Annotated in this window: 23 protein-coding genes; 6 read left to right on the top strand and 17 right to left on the bottom strand. The window is 66.7% G+C overall.

Features of this window, described 5'->3' with window-relative positions:
* The first annotated feature begins 74 nt into the window (after positions 1–74).
* From hpt to P0Y41_RS01100, 4 genes are all read left to right on the top strand, one after another.
* On the top strand, positions 75–641 hold the full coding sequence (gene hpt / locus P0Y41_RS01115; RefSeq protein ID WP_284062180.1) for a hypoxanthine/guanine phosphoribosyltransferase: 567 nt from the start codon (positions 75–77) through the stop codon (positions 639–641).
* Between the two features lie 48 nt (positions 642–689).
* The gene (locus tag P0Y41_RS01110; protein ID WP_284062179.1) at positions 690–1,094 is read left to right on the top strand and encodes a hypothetical protein; all 405 of its coding nucleotides are present in this window, start codon (positions 690–692) and stop codon (positions 1,092–1,094) included.
* 101 nt (positions 1,095–1,195) lie between these two features.
* Positions 1,196–1,441 carry a hypothetical protein gene (locus P0Y41_RS01105; protein ID WP_284062178.1) on the top strand — a complete coding sequence of 82 codons (246 nt, stop codon included), beginning with the start codon at positions 1,196–1,198 and terminating at the stop codon, positions 1,439–1,441.
* Between the two features lies 1 nt (position 1,442).
* Entirely contained in the window at positions 1,443–1,985 is a 543-nt protein-coding gene (locus tag P0Y41_RS01100; protein WP_284062177.1) for a hypothetical protein, read from the top strand.
* A 96-nt stretch (positions 1,986–2,081) separates the two neighbouring features.
* Here P0Y41_RS01100 and P0Y41_RS01095 read toward each other — a convergent pair whose 3' ends face one another.
* The 10 genes from P0Y41_RS01095 to P0Y41_RS01050 all read right to left on the bottom strand — a co-directional run bounded on the left by P0Y41_RS01095 (position 2,082) and on the right by P0Y41_RS01050 (position 10,911).
* Positions 2,082–2,342, bottom strand: a complete 261-nt coding sequence (locus P0Y41_RS01095) for a hypothetical protein (RefSeq protein ID WP_284062176.1) — start codon at positions 2,340–2,342, stop codon at positions 2,082–2,084.
* A gap of 51 nt (positions 2,343–2,393) precedes the next feature.
* Positions 2,394–2,858, bottom strand: a complete 465-nt coding sequence (locus P0Y41_RS01090) for a hypothetical protein (protein WP_284062175.1) — start codon at positions 2,856–2,858, stop codon at positions 2,394–2,396.
* Positions 2,851–3,330, bottom strand: a complete 480-nt coding sequence (locus P0Y41_RS01085) for a hypothetical protein (RefSeq protein WP_284062174.1) — start codon at positions 3,328–3,330, stop codon at positions 2,851–2,853. The genes P0Y41_RS01090 and P0Y41_RS01085 overlap by 8 nt, the downstream gene beginning before the upstream one ends.
* Positions 3,331–3,332: 2 nt before the next feature.
* Complete coding sequence (locus P0Y41_RS01080) at positions 3,333–4,721, bottom strand: ABC transporter ATP-binding protein (RefSeq protein WP_284062173.1); 1,389 nt, start codon at positions 4,719–4,721, stop codon at positions 3,333–3,335.
* Positions 4,691–5,848 carry an ABC transporter ATP-binding protein gene (locus P0Y41_RS01075; RefSeq protein WP_284062172.1) on the bottom strand — a complete coding sequence of 386 codons (1,158 nt, stop codon included), beginning with the start codon at positions 5,846–5,848 and terminating at the stop codon, positions 4,691–4,693. Before P0Y41_RS01075 ends, P0Y41_RS01080 begins: the two co-directional genes overlap by 31 nt.
* A gap of 11 nt (positions 5,849–5,859) precedes the next feature.
* Positions 5,860–6,822: an ABC transporter permease gene (locus tag P0Y41_RS01070; RefSeq protein ID WP_284062171.1), complete on the bottom strand. Its 963-nt coding sequence runs from the start codon at positions 6,820–6,822 to the stop codon at positions 5,860–5,862.
* The gene (locus tag P0Y41_RS01065; RefSeq protein WP_284062170.1) at positions 6,822–7,811 is read right to left on the bottom strand and encodes an ABC transporter permease; all 990 of its coding nucleotides are present in this window, start codon (positions 7,809–7,811) and stop codon (positions 6,822–6,824) included. Before P0Y41_RS01065 ends, P0Y41_RS01070 begins: the two co-directional genes overlap by 1 nt.
* Positions 7,812–7,993: 182 nt before the next feature.
* Positions 7,994–10,060, bottom strand: a complete 2,067-nt coding sequence (locus P0Y41_RS01060) for an ABC transporter substrate-binding protein (protein ID WP_284062169.1) — start codon at positions 10,058–10,060, stop codon at positions 7,994–7,996.
* 251 nt (positions 10,061–10,311) lie between these two features.
* Positions 10,312–10,587: a hypothetical protein gene (locus P0Y41_RS01055; RefSeq protein ID WP_284062168.1), complete on the bottom strand. Its 276-nt coding sequence runs from the start codon at positions 10,585–10,587 to the stop codon at positions 10,312–10,314.
* A gap of 39 nt (positions 10,588–10,626) precedes the next feature.
* Entirely contained in the window at positions 10,627–10,911 is a 285-nt protein-coding gene (locus P0Y41_RS01050; RefSeq protein WP_284062167.1) for a transcriptional regulator, read from the bottom strand.
* A gap of 126 nt (positions 10,912–11,037) precedes the next feature.
* Here P0Y41_RS01050 and P0Y41_RS01045 point away from each other — a divergent pair, with 126 nt between their 5' ends.
* Complete coding sequence (locus tag P0Y41_RS01045; RefSeq protein WP_284062166.1) at positions 11,038–12,006, top strand: nucleotidyltransferase family protein; 969 nt, start codon at positions 11,038–11,040, stop codon at positions 12,004–12,006.
* Between the two features lie 15 nt (positions 12,007–12,021).
* Here P0Y41_RS01045 and P0Y41_RS01040 read toward each other — a convergent pair whose 3' ends face one another.
* The gene (locus P0Y41_RS01040) at positions 12,022–12,792 is read right to left on the bottom strand and encodes a diphthine--ammonia ligase (protein ID WP_284062165.1); all 771 of its coding nucleotides are present in this window, start codon (positions 12,790–12,792) and stop codon (positions 12,022–12,024) included.
* A 99-nt stretch (positions 12,793–12,891) separates the two neighbouring features.
* Here P0Y41_RS01040 and P0Y41_RS01035 point away from each other — a divergent pair, with 99 nt between their 5' ends.
* On the top strand, positions 12,892–13,986 hold the full coding sequence (locus tag P0Y41_RS01035; RefSeq protein ID WP_284062164.1) for a M48 family metallopeptidase: 1,095 nt from the start codon (positions 12,892–12,894) through the stop codon (positions 13,984–13,986).
* 82 nt (positions 13,987–14,068) lie between these two features.
* Here the strand turns inward: P0Y41_RS01035 and P0Y41_RS01030 are convergent, their stop codons facing one another.
* The 6 genes from P0Y41_RS01030 to P0Y41_RS01005 form a co-directional block, all read right to left on the bottom strand.
* Positions 14,069–15,052, bottom strand: a complete 984-nt coding sequence (locus P0Y41_RS01030; protein ID WP_284062163.1) for a phosphoadenosine phosphosulfate reductase family protein — start codon at positions 15,050–15,052, stop codon at positions 14,069–14,071.
* A 226-nt stretch (positions 15,053–15,278) separates the two neighbouring features.
* The gene (locus P0Y41_RS01025) at positions 15,279–15,839 is read right to left on the bottom strand and encodes a DUF7110 family protein (protein ID WP_284062162.1); all 561 of its coding nucleotides are present in this window, start codon (positions 15,837–15,839) and stop codon (positions 15,279–15,281) included.
* Positions 15,840–16,003: 164 nt separating this feature from the next.
* Complete coding sequence (locus P0Y41_RS01020) at positions 16,004–16,351, bottom strand: glutaredoxin family protein (RefSeq protein WP_284062161.1); 348 nt, start codon at positions 16,349–16,351, stop codon at positions 16,004–16,006.
* A gap of 102 nt (positions 16,352–16,453) precedes the next feature.
* On the bottom strand, positions 16,454–17,461 hold the full coding sequence (locus P0Y41_RS01015) for a hypothetical protein (protein ID WP_284062160.1): 1,008 nt from the start codon (positions 17,459–17,461) through the stop codon (positions 16,454–16,456).
* 9 nt (positions 17,462–17,470) lie between these two features.
* Positions 17,471–18,118 (bottom strand): transcriptional regulator GfcR, encoded by a 648-nt coding sequence (gfcR, locus tag P0Y41_RS01010; RefSeq protein WP_284062159.1) that lies wholly within the window; start codon positions 18,116–18,118, stop codon positions 17,471–17,473.
* Positions 18,115–19,176, bottom strand: a complete 1,062-nt coding sequence (locus P0Y41_RS01005; RefSeq protein WP_284062158.1) for a glucose 1-dehydrogenase — start codon at positions 19,174–19,176, stop codon at positions 18,115–18,117. Before P0Y41_RS01005 ends, gfcR begins: the two co-directional genes overlap by 4 nt.
* Positions 19,177–19,251: the final 75 nt, after the last annotated feature.

The raw sequence follows: 19,251 nt of genomic DNA, 5'->3' as shown, positions 1-19,251 counted from the left end.
GCGTCTCGCGTGCGGCCGACTCGGGCCCTGTCGGGATCCGCCGCGCTTTTCACCTCGGTAGCGGTACCGGCAACATGGAACGCCTGCGCCAGTCCCTGCTGGACGCACCGATCATCGAGAAGGGCGAGTACCAGTACTTCGTTCACCCCATCAGCGACGGCGTCCCGATGCTGGAGCCGGAACTCCTCCGAGAGATCGTCATTCGGATCATCCGGAAGGCCCAGATCGAGGACGTCGACAAGATCGTCACGCCCGCCGCGATGGGGATCCACATCTCCACCGCGCTGTCGCTGATGACCGACATCCCGCTTGTCGTCATCCGCAAGCGGGAGTACGGCCTCGAGGGCGAAGTCGCACTCCAGCAGGAGACGGGCTATTCGGAGGGCGAGATGTACATCAACGACGTGTTCGAGGGCGACCGCGTGCTCGTGCTCGACGACGTGCTCTCGACGGGCGGCACGATGAAGGGTATCCTCGACGCGCTCACCCACATCGGCGCCGACGTGGTCGACGTCGTCGCGGTGATCAAGAAGGCCGGCCCGAACAAGCTCGACGACACCGACCACTCGGTGAAGACGCTGATCAACGTCACCGTCGAGGACGGCGAGGTCGTCGTCGTCGACGAGTACGGCGACGGCTGAGCCGGCTGACTCCCGCGCGTTTTTCACGGCGGCACCCACAGTACCGATATGGTCTCGACTCGCTTCCTCGGCGTGATCTCCACGGCGATGCTCGTCGTCGGCGCCCTCTCGATCGGCCAGGCGCTGCACCTTTCTGTCGTCACCGGCGAAGTGGGCGTGACCGCGACGCCGGTCGTCGTCTACGGGGTCGCCGGCGTCGTCGCCATCGCCATCGGCTACCGCGCGCGCAGACCGATCGCCGAGCAGTACGGGCTCACCAGCGAGGCCCGCGAACGCGGCGAACACGAGCGGGGTCACGACCGCGGATCCGGCGGCGGCGACGCGGGCGACACCGAACTGTCGACGGGGGAAGAGTCCACCTTCGACCCCGCGATGAGCCCCCTGGGCGAGGCCGACCCCGGCGACGCCGAACGCGACCGCCGCGAGCGCGGCGAGGAACGCGACGACCGATAACGGGTCGCAACGAGACCGCCTCAGCGGCTGCGTCGTCCGCGGTCCGTGCCACCTCGTAACGGGGGAATTAAGACCCGCGAATCCGCTACGAATAGGTACGAATGTCCGTGAGCAATCGCGTCCCCGACGGCCTCAAAGGCCCCCTCGGCGCCGCCTCTCTGGGCGTCATGATCCTCGGACTGGTGGTGGGCTACATCTTCACCATGCTCGGGATCACGCTGTTTCTGGGGCTGAACGGGATCGAGGGCATCTCCAGCACAGAGGCGTTGATCGTTATCGGAACCGGTCTCGCGTGTATCATCGCCGGCTACGCCGGCTGGAAGGGATTCATGGGGTTCGCGTACTGAGATGCAGTACGACATCCGCGAGCACCCGCAGGCGCCGCCGGTCGAAGAGCTCCGCGAGTTCACGATGGTGCCGGTCTCCCGCGAGGAGATCCTGTCGCGGCGCGAGGGAGACGCCGCCTTCGAGGAGGTGAACCTCCGCGAGGCGCGCGAGGACGTCCACATCGAACTCGAGCCGGACCCCACAGAGCGGGGAACCCACGACGACGTGGGAACGGCTCTCTACCGCCTCGTCCAGCTGTTCGGCACCCCGAACGTCCCGGGGTACGACGCCGGAGACGACCTCTCGGGTCGCGATGACACGACGTTCAAGTACCTGATCCGCGTCATAAACGAGTCCGACGCCGACGAGCGCACGCTCCCCGACGAGTGGCTGATCACGGTGTTCGATTACCACGTCGAACTGGGAGTCGGAATCGCCGCCTGGGACGACGAGGCGGCCGACGCGGGGGGGTACGACGACGCCGTCGAGATCGTCTCGATGGCGCTGGCGACGAACGTCGTCACCGAGCCCCTCCAGTGCGTGTACAACGACAAGTGGTTCTGAGCCCGGCTGCGACCGCGCGAGACTCCGACCGCCTCGGCATCAGACTCTCTCGTTCCGTTCCCTTCGGCCAGCGCCCGCTTGGGTGAGCGGCCGCCCTCACCGCCCGGTCGTGACGTGCATCACCGCGAACACGCCGGCCAGTCCCGCGACGAGCAGCCCCGCGAACGCGGGGACGACCGCCGACTCCCCGTAGAGACCGGCCCAGTACCCACCGTACGCGAGCGTCACGAACGCCGGCACCGACAAGAGAAAAAACAGCGACGAGAGGTACGATGCGAGCGTCGGGTCGTTGCCGTCGTTGGCGTACGTCCCCCGCTCGCGAACCGACTTCTCCTCCGTCGGGATCTCCTTCGGCATACCCACCGGTACCCGATAGCGAGCCAAAGGCCTGTCGTCGCGCGCCCGCGGTCAGGCTGTCGCGCCGTCGTAGACGATCGCGATGAGGTAGCCGAACAACAGCAGCGGGATCTGTCCGAACACCACCAGCGTGATCACGTCGCGGAGGTCCGGCAGCAGCGCGATCCCACCGAGCGTTCCGATGTCGAGCAGGAGGTACGGGGCGATCCCCGCAGCCGCCGTCAGGGCGGCTCCGGCGACGACGGCGACCGCCAGCGCGAGCACGCTCGTCTTGAGGTTCTGACACAGCAGCTTCACCAGCGCGCCCGCCGCGAACACCAGCGACCCCGTGACGACGTCGCTGGCCCACGTCGGCGCGAGTGATCCCTGCCACAGGGTGTACGTCGCCATCGCGGCCGACAGCCCCGCGAGGAGTCCGACAGCCAGCGCGGCGGCGAGTCGCTCGCGACGCGAGCCGTACGACGCTTGCACGGGGCGCGTCACCGCTCCTACCAGCCCCGACGTTCGCTCAGACATTCGCCTCATAGCTCCGTTCGCGGAGGGTGACCGCGAACGTCCCGGAGGTCACCGCGCGGTCCGACTCGATCGCCGCTCGCGCCGCCTCGACGGTGTCTCCGGGAACCGACGCGACGAGCGTCACCGTCGCTGTCGCGCCCGCCGCGACCGTCGCCTCTCTCCCGTCAGCCAGCCGCTCGCTTCGGGGAACCGACAACGCCGCGCCCTCTGCGGGATCGCCGTCGTACACGACCACCGAACCGACGCGGAATTGTGCGTCGACGCTCGTCGGGTTCGTCACCTCGAGACTCACTCGGAGCCGCGGATCGTCGTCGTCGACGAGCTCGTAGTCAGTGGGCTGGAAATCGATGCTGTCGCGCTGTTGCCACGCCAGCTGCGCGCTCGCTGTCGCGACGAACGCGGCGGCGCTGACGACGAGCACGACCGCGAGGGCGGCGAGGAGGGCGCGCTGGGTTCGCGGGGGCCTGACCACCGTCAGTCCTCCGCGGGGGCCGCGTTGAGCCGGCTGTCCGACCCGCCGATCGCCTCGCCGCTCCCGTCCTCGTACCGGTGACACGCGACCTCGCGCGTGCCCGACGGGAGCGGTCGCGGTTCCCGGGAGGCACACGGCGTCGTGATGACGTCGTCGAGCGCGGCGACGGCCGTCTCGGCGTCGCCATCGAGCAGCGCCTGCGCTGACTCCTCGAGCGCGCTGCGGGCGTCACCCGGCAGATCGAGCGACGAGACGGAGACCCGATGGCCGCCGCTCTCGACCTCCGACTCCCTGCGGTACTCCTCGGGCACGTCGAGCGTCAGTCCGTGCTCGATGAGCGACTGCACCGGCTCGCCGCCGTCGTCGCGCACAGCGTCGGCATCGAGGTCTCCCCGTTCGAGCTTCAACTTGTACTGGAAGGACCGTCGGAACGCCTCCTGGCTTCCGCCCCAGCCGTCCGGAGGGATGATGTGGGCACACCGCGGATGGTAGCGGCAGCCGCTCGGTGGATTCCGGGGCGAGGGCACCTCGCCGGTGGCGTTGGCGCGACGGCGATCGTCTCCCAGTTCCACGTCCGGAACCGCGTCGAACAGCGCCTCCGTGTACGGGTGTTTGGGATCGTCGATGACGTCGTCGGTGGGGCCCTGCTCGACCATGTTGCCGAGATACATGATCCCGGCGCGATCGCACATGTACCGGATGAGCGAGAGGTCGTGGCTGATGAACAGGTAGGTGAGGTCGTACTCGTCCTGCAGTTCCTGCATCAGGTTCAACACGCCCGCGCGGATGGACACGTCGAGCATCGATACCGGCTCGTCGCAGACGACGAAGTCCGGGTCGACGACGAGCGCCCGGGCGATCGCGACCCGCTGTCGCTCGCCGCCGGACAGTTCGTCGGGGAACGCGTCGAGGTATACCTCTGCGGGCCCCAGCCCGACGTCCTCGAGCACTTGTTTGACGCGCGCGCGCCGCTCGTCGTATCCGTCCACCATCTCGTTGATCTTGAGCGGTTCGGAGACGGTGTCGTACACCGTCATCCGCGGATTGAGCGACTCGAAGGGGTCCTGGAAGATCATCTGGACCCGCTTGCGGAACTCGCGTTCGTCCTCGCGGGTCATGCCGGTGATCTCCTCGCCGTCGAAGCGGATCGAGCCCTCCGTGGGCTCGTACAGCTTCACCAGCAGCTTCCCGAGGGTGGTCTTGCCGCACCCCGACTCGCCGGCGATGCCGACGGTGTCGCCCCGGTAGATGTCGAGCGACACGCCGTCGACGGCGCGGACCGGCTGCGGCTCGCGTCCCAGGACGGTGTCGACGATGCCCTGTGACTGGTCGAAGTGCTTCTGCAGCCCCTCGAGCTCTACTAGCGGTTCTCGATCGTCTGATCGGTCCATGTGGATTCGTTGAGTGCGTCGGTTCGGAGTTGTTCGAGGTCGTCGATTCGGTAGCAAGCCGTCTGGTGCGCCCGTCGGTCGGTCGACTCGACGGCCCTGCCCTCGGTCTCTGCGGTGGCAACGTCGTACATCGGCGGGTGTGCGGCGTGGCACTCCTCGACGGCGAACGGACACCGGTCGCGGAAGCGACAGCCTTCCTCGGGGTCACGCAGCGTCGGCGGTGTGCCGGGGATTGAGACGAGGTCCTGATCCGCCGAGGTGATCGTCGGGAAGGAGTTCTTCAGCCCGAGCGTGTACGGGTTCGCCGTCTCGCCGAAGATGTCCTCGGTGCGTCCCGACTCCATGACCTTCCCGCCGTACATGACGGCCATCCGGTCGCAGATCTCCGCCATCACCGAGATGTCGTGGCTGATGACGAGTATAGAGACACCGAACTCCTCTTGGAGCGCTTCCAGTTCCTCGAGGATGCGGTCCTGGATGATCACGTCGAGCGCGGTCGTCGGCTCGTCGGCGATCAGCAGGTCCGGGCTGCAGGCCATCGCCATCGCGATGACCGCCCGCTGTTTCATCCCGCCCGAGAACTGGTGTGCGTAGTCGTCCGCGCGGTCGGGCTCGATGCCGACCCGTTCGAGCAGGTCGCGGGCACGGTCGTCCGCCTCCTCGGCGGTCGTCTCCGGTTCGTGTCTGAGGATCGCCTCGACGATCTGGTCACCGACTTTGTACACCGGGTTGAGCGCGTTCATCGCCGACTGCGGGATGATGGCGATGTCGCGCCAGCGGATGTCGCGGATCTGCTTGCTGTCGAGCTGCGCCAGATCCGTCTTTCCGTCCGCCCGAACGGGTTTGTCCGGGTCGTCGATGACCGACTGTTTGGGGTCGCCGTTCTCGTCGGCCCACTGGGGGAGCGTCGTCTCGAACCACACCTCCCCGTCTTCGATGTACCCGTTGTCGTCGAGCAGGTGGACGAGGCTCTTCGCCAGCGTCGTCTTTCCGCAGCCGGACTCGCCGACGAGCCCGTAGGTCTCCCCGGGTTCGACCGAGAAGCTCACGTCGTCGCTGGCGTGGACCGACGAGCCGTCGTCGACCGCGTATCGGATCGAGAGGTCGTTTACTTCCAGTAGTGTCATTGAATATCAGATCACCGCTGCGGGTTGGTCACGTCCTCCATCGAGAAGCCGATGAAGTAGAACGATGCGGCCATCAGCATCAGTGCGATGCCCGGCGGCAGCAGCCACCACCAGGCGTCGAAGATGTACCCCTGGGACTTGATGTTCTCCAACATGATCCCCCAGGAGTTGGCGGTGAAGTCCGCCAGGCCGAGGTACGCCAGCGACGCCTGCGCGATGACCGCGCCCGCGGCGTCTTGCGCGAGGAACACGAACGAGATGGGGAGGACGTTCGGCATGATGTGCCGGAAGATGATCCGCGTGTCGGAGGCCCCGGCGACCTTCGCGGACTCGACGTACGAGCGCTCCTTCAGCGAGAGCGTCTCCCCACGGATCGTGATGCAGTTGTTGAGCCAGGAGGTGACCGCGATGCCGATGATGATGTTCGTCGTCGTGATCCCGCGGATGGCGACGAGCACGATCAGGAACGGCAGGAACGGCAGGCCGTACATGATGTCGACGAACCGCTGGATCGCCTCGTCGATCCACGTGTCGCCGTAGAACCCCGAGATCAGGCCCAGCGGAACGCCCACGAGGCTGGACAGCAGGCCGGCGGCCAGCCCGATGTACATGGCGTTGCTCGCCGAGTAGATCACGAGCGAGAGGATCCCGTTCCCGTTCGCGTTCGTCCCCAGCGGAGCGAAGAACGGGTCGCCGAACGCCGGCGGGTGCGGGAGCGACCGGACCTGTTCGGCCGAGAGCCGGCTCTGGATGGGCGGTTCCCCCAGGTAGGCGATCCAGTCCGGAGAGTGCGGGGCGAACACGCCCGGAACTACCGCCCACAGGCTGAATATCGCGAGGATGACGAGTCCGAGGATCCCGATGTTGTGCTCGGTGTATCTGCTCCAGCCTCGCTTGAGTCGCTCAATCCGCGGCTCAAAGCGCCGCGTGTACGATTCGCCGTCGGTGTCGGTGTCTCCTTGTCCGGTTGCCATTATTCACCCTCCCCGAACTTGATCCGGGGGTCGAGGTACGTGTACACCACGTCGGTGAGCAGCCGCATGATGACGACCAGCACGGCCAACAGGAAGAACGTGGCCTGTGCGACCGGGAAGTCCCGGTTGAGCACCGAGGTGACGATGATCTGTCCCATCCCGGGCCAGTTGAACACGTTCTCGATGATGATCGAGCCGTCGATGAGGAACGCCAGTCCGACGACCGCGCCGGTCGCGACCGGGATGAGCGCGTTTCGCGCGGCGTGTTTGATCATCACCGTGCGCTCCGAGAGCCCTTTGGCGCGTGCGAGGAACACGTAGCCCTCGTCGGTGACCTGGTTCATCGTCGGGCGCATGATGAGCATGGACCCGACCCATCCGATGAACGTGAGGCTCAGTATCGGCAGCGCGATGTGGTACAGCACGTCGCGCATCACGGTGAATGCGGTCCACTGGAACTCGGGGAACTGGGTGAACATGTACGCGCTCGGCAGCCACCCGAGCTCGTAATTGAACACCCAGATGAACAGCCACGAGATCCAGAAGCTGGGCATCGAGTACAGCAGCAGCGAGCTGCTAAAGATGGTCTTGTCCTTCTTCGAGCCGCGCCACCAGCCGAGGTACATCCCGACGAGCGGGCCGATGATGAAGCCGATCAGGAACGTCGCACCGAACAGGATCAGCGTCCGCGGTAGCCGACGGATCATCAGATCCGAGACGGGGGCGTTGTACGTCGGCGACCGGCCGAAGTTGCCGGTCTGATAGTTGATCATGAAGTCGAGATACTGTCTCCACAGCGGTTCGTTCAGTCCCCACGTCTCCCGGATCCGTTCGATCTGCTCCGACGTCATCCCGGTGCTGATCATGCTCGTGATGAACGAGCCCGGCATGCTCCGTAGGAGGACGAACAGCAGCGACATGATCACGAGGAGCGTCAGGTACGAAACGACGATCCGCTTTGCGAGGTATTTTCCACTGATTCTGGTCATGCGTTTTGTGGGACCGTTCTGCGTAGTACTATGTCACGAAGGCGGCCGTTTGAACCTGTTGAATCGTCCGATACCGACGCGCGGCGCCGTCAGGGACCCCGAATCGCTCCGGTCGAGACCGGACGATGAGGGGATGCCCGACACCGCGCGTCAGTCGGACGCGACGGTCGGTTTCGCGGGCGTTACTCGCTCTGGTGGATCTGCATGATCTGGGTTCCGAGATACGTCGAGCCCGGACCCGGGATGTTCTCGATGGCGCCCGACCACTCGGTCGAGATCGGCCACTTCGGCACGCCGTAGTCGACGACCATCGTCGGGAAGTCGAGGTAGATGCGCTCGACGGCCTCCCGGGAGGTCTGGTTGCGCCCCTCGGAGTCGAGCGTGGTACGCGCCTCGTCGATGAGGTCGTCGGCGCTGGCGTCCTCGAACAGGCCGTAGCCCATCGCGTTGTTGAGCAGGCTTGAGGTGTTCTCGTCGTCACCCTCGGTCTCCGCGACCGAGTGGTCGTCGGCGTTGTCGGAGTGGAACAGGCTGTACAGCGTGTTCGTCGCGAACGGCGAGAGGTTCACCCAGCCCATGCTGAACGCGTCGAACTCCTCGGAGCCGTACGCCCGCGTGACGCGGGTGTTGAACGAAACGACCTCGCGGTCGATCGGGATCCCGATCTGCTGGAGCGAGCCGATCCAGTCTTGGATCATCTGGGCCGACTGAGGCGCCTCCTGTGCCGGAGACATCAGCATCGTGATCGGGCCGTCGTTGATCTCGGTGATCGTCTCTCCGTTGACGCGGATCTCCTGATCCGGGTCCTGGTCGGAGTTGGCGAGCACGTCGGATTCGACGGGACCGAAGCTGTAGTCGTGCTTCGTCTCCGTCTGGCTCGCGGTGACGCCGGTGAGGCTGCCGGGGTACTCCTGCCCGACGTACGTTCCGCCCTCGCCGGTGATGACCTGTCCCTCGGTGAGGAACGCGCGGATGTTCTCCACGTCCGGGACGCTGGGACTCGACTGGCGGAAGGAGAACGCCTGCGTCGACGGCCCGTCGAGCAGTTCCTGGTCCGACCCGGTCTCCGGGCGGACGGCCGTGTAGCCGGGCGGCATGACGAAGTCACCCTGCTGGGCGTAGCCGCGCTGGAGCTGTTGGGTCCACAGTACGTCGTCGAACGCGAACCCGAGCACCTGCCGGAACGTCAGGTCGTCGAGCGGCGTGTTGCGGAGGTTGAACGAGTAGTGGCCGTAGCCAGTGTCGAAGCCGTCGAGCAGGTTGATGTTCTCGTCGTCCTGCGCGTCCGAGATACGGGAGGTGCGGACACCCTCGTACAGCGAGTCGATGTCGCCCTCGAACAGCGCCTGGTGGAGCGCGGACTGCGAGGAGTACACGCGGATCCGCATGGCGTCGATGAAGGGGCCGCCGGCGATAACGCCGGGGACCTCCTCGCGCCAGCTCAGCTCCGAGAGGTTGTACTCGCCCTCGCGCTCGGCGAAGGAGACCTCGACGGACGTGTCGGGGTCGTACTGCGTGACGACGCCCGGACCGAGTCCCACGGGACCGAAGTCGGTGTCGGCCGGCTCATACGTCTGGTAGTCGTCGACGTCGCTCCAGATGTGCTCCGGGAGGATCGGCAGGCCGAGCTGGTCGTACGCGAACGTCCCGTTCGGCTGGTTCAGCGTCATCACGCAGTCCCAGTCGCCGTCGTGCTCTTCGACGCTGACGATGGGGTTGAGCGACGCCGCGTAGCCGCCGGGAACCTGCTCCAGCATGTAGTTGTACGAGAAGATCACGTCGTCGACGGTGAACTCCTCGCCGTCGTTCCAGGTGAGGCCGTCCGTGCGGACGTCGAAGTAGACCTCGACGTTCGGGCGGTCGTCCTCGCCGGTCTCGTCGAGCACCTCGTAGTCCCAGTCGGTGAAGACGTTCGGGTGCATCTCGAAGTTGACCGGGTCGATCGCCGCACCGGACTCGTAGATACGGTCGGTGATGACGCCGACGTACGCGGAGGAACTCGCGAGGACGTTCAGCGTGTTGGGGGAGGTTCCCATGCCGAAGTCGAAGATCCCGCCGGTCGGGATGTCCCCGGTGTCGTCCACCTGGGTCGGCGTCTGATCTGGTGTCGGCGTCTCGTCGTCGTCGCCGGACGTTTCGGTGCCGTCGCCGCCGTTGCCTGAGCAACCGGCGAGGCCAGCGGAGACCGCCGCGACGCCAGTTCCCTGCAGGAACCGACGCCGGGTGGAACCGGACTGGTTGTCTGACATACGGGCCTTCGTTATGGAATACCGAACTTAAGCATGTGGGATTCTCTCATATCAGGAGAAGTCACTGAAATCAGTATTTCACCTTCCTCGGTTCTATTCCCAAATTCTCACGACGAGAAAGTGCCAGTATCTCCAGCTATTCGCTAGTTCTGTGCACAGACGAAATTTGGCGAAAACCGCCGTAAACGAAAAACGAGTTCATTTTTGTTTAGCGACAATAGCAGCCACGACGATCGCTCGGGGATGACCGGTCACTCGCCCTTCGCGAGGGCTCGCGCGCGCATCCCGAAGTACATCGCGAGGGTGACCGCGGCCATCGCGCCCGAGAGGTACGTCCTCTCAGGCGTCTGCGCTCGCCCCATGCGTGCCAACTCCATGCCGAGGAACGCCCAGCCGGCCGCGGTCGCAAAGCCCAGTGCCATGACCGCGTAGCCGGTACTTTCGCGCCCGGTCGCGTGGAGGTAGACTCCCGCGGTCAGCACGACGCCGCCCAGGAGGGCCAACACTGTCCGCGTGCCAACTGCCATACGCCCCGTTTCGGGTGGGTAGGGAAAAGCGGCGCGGCGTCACCCCTCGATCACGAACTGCGGTTCCTCGATGCGTTCCCCCTTACAGGAGGGACACCGCGACGGCGCGTTCACCGGTTCGTCGAAGTCGTCGAAGCCGCAGTCGCGACACGTCGGGGGTGCGACGAGGAACTCCTCGCCGTCGGGCAGCGACTGTGCGACGTGGTCGAGGTGGTCGTACACCGCCGAACGGGGCAGGTCGAACTCTGCGGCCAGCGCGCTGCCGGACCGCGCCCGTTCGCGCAACGCGTCGGCGATCCGCTCGCGGGTCGTCCGCTCGGGCATACCCGGAGTAGTTCATGAGGGAGGGTATCGGTTTCGGGCGACTGCCGCGGGCGCCGGGAGCGGAACTGTTGCCCGAGTGGAATGAGAGAGGAAAAGCCCTTGTCGGTCCGGCGTAACCGTGGCCTCATGAAGGCAGTTGTACTCGCAGGGGGATACGCGACGAGGCTCTGGCCGATCACCCGGAACCGGCCGAAGATGTTGCTTCCGGTCGGTGACGGGACCGTCATCGACGAGATATTCGGCGATCTGGAGGCCGACGATCGGATCGACGAGGTGTTCGTCTCGACGAACGAGCGCTTCGCCGAAGCGTTCGAGACGTACCTCGCCGACTCCGAGTTCGAGAAGCCGACCATCTCGGTCGAAGACACCAGCGCCGAGTCGGAGAAGTTCGGCGTCGTCGGCGCGCTCGCGCAGTTGATCGATCGAGAGAACGTGGACGACGACCTCGTCGTCGTCGCCGGCGACAACCTCATCTCGTTCGACGTCGCGGAGTTCGTCGACTTCTTCGCCGAGAAGGGGACGCCCGCGCTCGCCGCCTACGACGTGGGATCGCGCGACCGAGCGAAGAGTTACGGGCTCGTCGAGTTGGAGGGCGACCGCGTCATCAACTTCCAAGAGAAGCCCGAGGACCCGAAGAGCACGCTGGTCTCCATCGCCTGCTACGCGTTCCCCCAGGAGACGCTGCCGGACTTCGAGGAGTACCTCTCCGACGGCAACAACCCCGACGAGCCCGGGTGGTTCATCCAGTGGCTCCAGTCTCGCCAGCCCGTCCACGCGTTCACCTTCGAGGAAGCCTGGTTCGACATCGGCACGCCCGAGAGCTACCTCGACGCAGTCTCGTGGTATCTCGACGGCGAGTCGATCGTCCACCCGGACGCGACCGTCACGGACTCGGAGATCGGCGACGACGTGTACGTCCTCCCAGGCGCTGAGATCGTCGACTCGTCGCTCGAATCGTCGGTCGTCTTCGGCAACGCGACCGTCCGCGATGCCGACGTGCGCCGCAGCATCATCGACGAGGAAACCGTCGTCGACGGGCTCGACCTCTCGGGCGCGCTCATCGGCGCTCACTCGCGGCTGACCAACGATACCTGAAGAGCGACGACCGGTCTAGTCCGCCAGTTTGGCCTCCGTCACCCGGATCCGTCCGCGGGTGCCGTCCCATTCCGTGTCGTACAACAGTTCGATCCGGCGGTCCATGTGCGGGCCGTCGGTGACGAACGTCTCGAATTCGCCGCCCTCGCCGAGCAGGTGGACGCCGTACTCGTCGTTGAGTCGTTCCAACTCCGCGAGCGCCTCCCGGTCGATGGTCCGGCCGAGCCACGACTCGTCAAGCCCCGCCGCCGCGACCTGGATGACCGTGATCTCGAAGCCGGCATCGAGCATCTCCTCGGCGAGGGCCCGGGGGTCGCGCTGCCACAGCGGCGCGAACAGTTCGATCCCGAGGCGATCGCACATCGCCTCGATCCGGCTCGTCTGGAACTCGGACTCGACGGCGCCAGCGGTGACACCCGTCAGCCGAACCTCTGCGGCCAGATCCGTCAGCGCCGCTTCCATCGGTTCGAGTTCCCTGTCGCCCTGCGCGCCCGAGTCGGTCGTGGAACCGGCGTCGAAGTCGTCTGGCTCGATCTCCACGAGCGGGATCCCGATGCTCTCTGCCGCGAGCGCCGCGAGGCGCGTCTCGGGGACGTGGTACATGTACGAGTCGCCCGCGGGGTGGACCGTCAGCAGGCGCTCGACCGGGAGCCCGCGATCCAGCGCCCGGTACACCGCCCACGAGGAGTCCTTACCACCGGAGAACAGCCCGACGTAGGCGCCGGGCGAAGCGGTCGCGTCGCCGTCGGAGGTCCCGTCAGCGTCGCCGTCAGCGTCGTCGCTCATACCGAGGGTACGCGTCGACCACCCCTTACCCGTGACGGTCGGGCGCCACCGGACCCGTCGACACCGGTTTGAGCGGCGCCGACGTACGGACGGTGAGCGATGTCCCCGTCCTCGCCCTCGGCTCCCACCCGCGACCCGAGCGCCGGCTTCCGAGCCGCGATGGCCGTCGCCGGCGCGGCGACACTCGGCTTCTACGGGGTCGCCGCCGCCGTCTTCTGGCGGCTCGGACAGTTCGTTTGGGCGAACCGGCCGAGCGTGTTCACGCTGGCGTGGACGTTCCTCCTGGCGACGCTCATTTCGGGGTATCTCACCTACCGGTTCGGCACGGGGCGAACCCTCGCCGGACTGGACGCGCGAGAGCTTCCGCGCGAGCGTGCCCGCGGCGTCCACCGCGTCGTCGACGACCTCGCGGCGGCGATGAACGTGTCTCGCCCCGGGGTGTACGTCGCCCGCCTGGGCGAGCCAAACGCCCTCGCGCTCGGTGGGCGCCCGCCCGCGCTCGTCGTCGATTACTCGCTGTTTCGTGCGCTCGACGCCGCGGAACTGCGCGCGGTGCTGGCGCACGAACTCGCCCACATCGAGGGCCGCGACGGCCTCGTGCAGACGCTCGCTCACAGTGCCGTCCACACCGCCGTCGGCGTCGTCGCGCTCGCGCTCGCCCCGCTGACGTTCCTCGCTGGCGGGTTCGCCCGCGGGGTGGCGCTCGCACGCGGGTCGCCCGGCCAGTGGCACCGGACGGTGCCGGGACAGCTTCACGTCGGACTCGCGCAGGTGCTCACGCTCCTGTTGGTCGGGCTGACGCTGTTCTTGCGCGCGTACTCGCGTCGGCGCGAGCACGCGGCCGACGACCGCGCGGTCGAGGTGACAGGAGATCCGCTCGCACTCGCTCGCGCGTTGGAGCAGATCGAGCGGGCGAGCCGCTCTCGGATCCCGTTCGCGCCGCTGTACAGCCGCAGAGAGCACGAGCACCCGCTCGCGCGGCTGCTGGCAACGCATCCACCGATGGACGAGCGAGTCGATCGCCTCCGGCGACGAGGTGCTGAGTCGCGAGCCGGTGCCAGAGGGGTTCCCCGAGTTGACAACCGTGGGGGAGAGAGTCCCGGATCACCCTCCGCTGGCGATGGCGGGCTGCGCCCGGGGCGACCGAATCGCGGCGACGACGGCTGGACGCGGATCTCGATCGAAGAGCGGTGACTGTCGGTCCGAAGTTATCCGGAAAAAGCGGTCGTCGAAGGGGACTAGGCAGCGATCACCGCGGGGCGACAGCGCGCGGATCTTACATGTAGCCCAGGTCGCGGAGGCGCTCCATCAGGTCCTCCTTGTCCTGGGCGCGGCCGGCGCGCTCGGTCGTGTTCTCCATGTCTTGCAGCCACGCGGGCTCCTCGGCGGACTTGTCCGTCGAGATCTCCGAGCCAAGCGAGCGGAAGCCGGCGAAGTACTTCGGCGACACCGGGATGTCCTCGATCTCGATACCGTCCGGCAGGTCGTCGAAGCCCTGCGGGACGTAGCCGTCCTCGGGATACCCCTCGACTGTCTCGGGGACGACGAAGTACCAGAAGGCGTCCCACACGTCCGCCTCCTTGAACTGGAGGATCGGCTGGATGCGGTCGTGCGGCGGGTAGATGTCCGGGTCGTGGCGCGGCGAGAAGAACGTCTCGTCTGCGCGGGCCTCCTGCTCGTCCCAGCGGATGCCTGAGATGATGCCGTCGATCTCCTCCGACTCCAGCGTGTCGTTGAGCGCGACCGTCTTCAGCAGGTGGTTGCCGACGTAGGTGTCGAGCAGGAACGGGAACGTCTCCTCCTCGTACTCGAGGATGTTGCGGATGTGGTGCTGGTTGTGTTCCGAGAGCGCGTCGACGGGGATGTCGTCGCCCGGCTCCAGATCGTTCTCCTCGACGTAGTCGCCCACGTCCGAGTTGCGGGCCCAGACAACTTCCAGGTCCCACTCGTCGGCCCAGTGCTCGACGAAGTCCATCAGCTCGTCGAAGTGCTGGTAGTGGTCGATGAACACCGTTACCGGCAGCTCCAGTTCGTCGTGCTGCTCGACGACTTCCTTCACGAAGTACAGCGTGAGTGTGGAGTCCTTCCCGCCGGTCCACATCACCGCGGGGTTCTCGTACTCGCGCAGGCCGGTTTCGACGACCTCCAGGGCCTTCTCGAGCTTGTGCTCGATGCTCGGGTAGTCGCCGGGTTCCTCACCCTCGCCGTCCGTGTAGTCCACGTCAAGATACTCGGGGAACTGCTGCTGTGAGTCTGCCATGCCTGGTAATGAGATATAATTAGACGGGTAAAGTTCTTGTGACCGTAACCGTCGCTCGGGCCGGTTTGAGCGACAATATGGAGTGCCTATCAGCCGCAGGTAGCGGCCTACCCGTGGGAATGTGAAATCTGCTGCCGTGCTCTCGTGTACAGGCGATCGTCGCGTTCGGTCTGACGCCGCGTGTGCTCTGGCGTCCCGTGCGACCGCCTCCGTTCAGGCGCAGCGATCAGCTGATGAACTTGTTGTCCCGCCACTCGACGCCGCCCTTCTCGGCGTCGCGGTTGGGGGTTTCGACGACCTCGACGCTGGCGGGGCGTTCCTCGCCCTCGACGATGCGGTGGGCGCGGAGCGTGTCGTCGACCTCGGTGATGGCCGTGAGCGTTCCCTTCTCCGACAGCAGCGCGATCTCGCGCAGCACGAGGAACATCGGATACTGCAGCGCGGTGTTCTGGAGGACGGTCTCGCGGTCGCCCTTGAAGCAGGCGAACTCCACGAGTTCCGAGGGGATCTCCTCTTCCTCCTCTTGCATCCAGCCGCCGCCGGTACGGGGCGGTTCCTCCTCGTACACCCGCGTCTCAGAGACGCTGGCTTTCAACTGGGCAGTCGGGGTGTACTTCCCGATCGATTCGTCGTTCGACACCGCCTTCAGGATCAGCGTGTTGTTCCGGCGTGTGATGTCAACGTCCTCGACGCCCTCCGGAAGCTCCGGGTCGGACGCGAAGTGGTCCTGCAGGTCTTCCAGTGGCAGTTCAAGTGTCGAGTGAAGTCGGTATACGCGGCCTGACATGTGTGGAATGGGGGGTGGGGTGGGTGCGACGGGAAAGCGTCGCGTCGTCTTGCGGTCGCCGTCCGTACGACCCTACTCGCCGGTATCTACGAACCCGAGGCGTAAAACACCTGTCCCCGGCCGGCGCCGATCCGAACGAGGTGGGAACGACCGCCAGGAGCGTTCTACGCGTCCGCACCGAGGGTCTCGCCTAACTCCCCGCGTTCCTCCAACTCGACGAGGATGTCGCTGCCGCCGACGAACTCCCCGTCCACGTACGTCTGCGGGATCGTCTCCCACCCGCCTTGTGCCTCCAGCGCCTCCCGGTACTCCGGCAGCGCCGGGAGCACGTCGACCGTCTCGAACTCCTCGACGTGCTGGGAGATGAGCCCGAGCGCGCGCTTGGAGTAGCCGCACTGCGGCATCAGCCGATTCCCCTTCATAAACAGCACCACGTCGTGTTCCGAGAGCACCTCGTCGACGCGTTCGGTGGCCTCCTCGGTCGTCAGTTCGCTTTCGGGTTGGAACGCCATACGTGAGAGTAAGCGACTCCGGTTGATAGGGGTTGTGACGCGGTAGCGCGGTCGTATTTCTCCCGATCGCGAATTCCGCTTTTTCACCGCGTACATCCGGATCTACCCGGCGTACGCGTACCACAGCAACACGGCGATAACCGGAATCTCGCCCGCCACGAGCAGCGGAACCACGACCGCAAGGTCCGGCGGGGCGAGCAGGTGGACCGCGGCGGCGACGCTGACCATCCCCGTCGCGATCACGGCCGCGGTGATTCTGACGGCACGCGGGAGTCGGCGTGGCCGCTCGACGGGGCCGAGTGCGTCGCTGTCTCCGCGGACCCCCGCTCGCAACAGCGGCTCCGCCGCGGCGTACGCCTCCCGAGAGAAGGTCACCGCCCGCGAGGCCGTCGGTACCCCGCCGCGGTAGCGCGGGAGGACGACGACTCGGCCGGCGAACCCGACCGCCCGGAACGAGCGGATCGCTCCCAGCGGCAACTCGTCCCCACAGTAGTCGACGGTTCCCGCCGCCGGATCGACCCGCCCTTCACCCGCGAACACGGCGGAGGCGGCGATCGTCACGAAGCCGACCGCAACCAGCCCGTAGCTGTACTCGACTGCACCGGCGATCGCGATGAGTACGGCGTGAGCGACTCCGCCGAGAAGCGTGGCGACTACCATCCGCCGCGTTCCCGTCCCGCTTCCCGTCCTGTTGCGGTTCGCGATGCGGATCGCTGTGAACTCCGCGCGGGAGATCGCGACGGCGACGACCACGGCTGCCGCGAGCGCTCCCAACAGCACGAGGTTCTGCTCGAGGAGGGAGATCGCCGCAACGACGGCGCCGCCGAGGACGAGGGCTCCGACGGGGAGCCCGACGATCAAGCCGACTCCCGCGAGCAGCACCGCGCCCGCGACGCGGTCCGTTTCGGTCGAGAGATCCCACGAGACGACCGACTCGCAGTCCCCTCCCTCGTCGCGATCGATCGATCCGTCGCCGTCGTCGCCGCCGCTGTCGACGTCCTCGCCATTCTTAGCGCCGCTGCCGTCCTCGCCACCATCGGCGGGTTCGCCGCGACGGGATGAGTAGTGGTGCTCGGCGGGATCGGTGGAATCAGACGGCGCGGGGACCATCCGCGCGGCTCAGTCGCGACCGACGCCGACGACGTTGATCAGCGAGTAGACGGGCACGCCAGCGACCTCGTCGAGCCCCTGCTTGTCGACGATGACCACGCACGCCTTGGGCTGACCACCTTCGGCCTGCACTGCCTCGACCGTCTCCGTGAGCGTCGTCCCAGAAGTAACAGTGTCGTCGACGACGAAGCACTCTCGGCCGCGGATCGTCGCGAAGTTACGCGAGAAGCCGCCGCCAACGTCGTCGATGTCTCCCTCGTCCCACTGGTGTTTCGCCGGGGCGTACGCCGCCAGATCCGTGTCGAGTTCGCGTGCGATCGTCGTCGCCAGCGGCGTCCCCGCCTTCTCGATACCGACGGTGAGATCGACTTCGTCGCCCTCTTTCGCGAGCAGGTCCGCCATCGCGCGACCGACGTGGGTGAGCCGCGTCGAGTCGCGCCCGATCGTCGACCAGTCGACGTGGATGTCCTGCGGGCCGGAGGGGCCCCCGGCGTCCACAGCGTCACCGCCCGCGTCGGCGGGCGTCGCGCCGGACCGGTCCACGAGCCACGAGGCCGTCTCCCGGGAGACGTTCAACTCGTCGGCGATCTCTCCCTTCGAGAGCCCGCGCTCGGCCAGCTCCGCCGCGTCGTCGATGAGGTCGTCGACGTTCTTCATCGTGCCCCGAATTCCACGGCCGTCTTGATAGTGGTGTCGTCGTCGTCGAACGCTCGCTCGAACTCGTCGAGGCCGTACACGCCGGTCACGAGGGCGTCGGTGAACCAGTCGGGCAGCGCGGCGACCGACTCGACGGCGCGCTCGAAGTGCCTGACGTTCGAGTTCACCGATCCGACCAGCGCCTTGTTGTGGAGGACGAGCTCCCGGTGGAGCGCGCCGCCGTCGACCTCGAACGTCCAGTCGCCGGGCACGCCCAGCAGCGCCCCGACCCCGTTGGGCGCCAGCGCCTCGATCGTCTCGAAGGCGTGTTTCGCGTAGCCGGTCGCCTCGTACACGAAGTCCATCGGCTCGTGCGCCGCCGCCACTTGGTCGACGGGCGTCTCCCGGGAGTCGACGTACGTCGCGTTCAACTCGTCGATGATGTCGATCGTCGGGTCCGGTCGGTCGCGCCGACCGAGGCAGTAGAGCCTGTCGAACGATTCCTGAAGCATCGCGACCGTGAGAAGCCCCAGACTGCCGTTGCCCAGCACGAACGCCGACTCGGGGTCCCACTCGAACGCGGATCGGCTCGCTCGCGCGTGTTCGATCGCCTTCTCGGTGATCGAGGCGGGCTCCACGAGGAACCCCAGCTCCGCGAGTTCCGGCGGACAGTGGACGAGGTGTTCGGCGGGGCTGGTGAAGTACTCGGACATAAACCCGTGCGCGCCGTCGATACCGCGCTCGTGGTACTGGCCCTCGGCCGCCATGTCCGGCTCGCCGCGCGCGAAGTAGTCGTTCGAGCCGTTGGGTCGGCGCCGGACCGTCGGCACGACCACGTCGCCCGCCGACAGTCCGGTCCCGTTGGGGTCGACGACGACGCCGACCGCCTCGTGACCCAGCACGATGTGGTCCTCGCCGTCGGGATAGCCGCCGTGGCTCCCCGCGATGACCTCGTGATCCGTGCCGTCGACGCCGACGCGGAGCGTCCGGACGAGCGCCTCCCCCTCGACGGGTTCCGGCCTCGGCTTCTCGAGAATGGACGGGGTTTCCTCCCCCCGGCGAACGGCGATAGCCTTCATGACCGGACGTACCACGCGAGCCGCCAAAAGGCTTATTCTATCGTGAGTAAATAGTTATATCCGCGACGGCGACTC

It is taken from the genome of Halobaculum halobium, from assembly GCF_030127145.1.
Classification (GTDB): Archaea; Halobacteriota; Halobacteria; order Halobacteriales; family Haloferacaceae; genus Halobaculum; species Halobaculum halobium.
The sequence above is the reverse complement of the archived record's forward strand: the minus strand, read 5'-3'. Positions and strand labels throughout refer to the sequence as shown.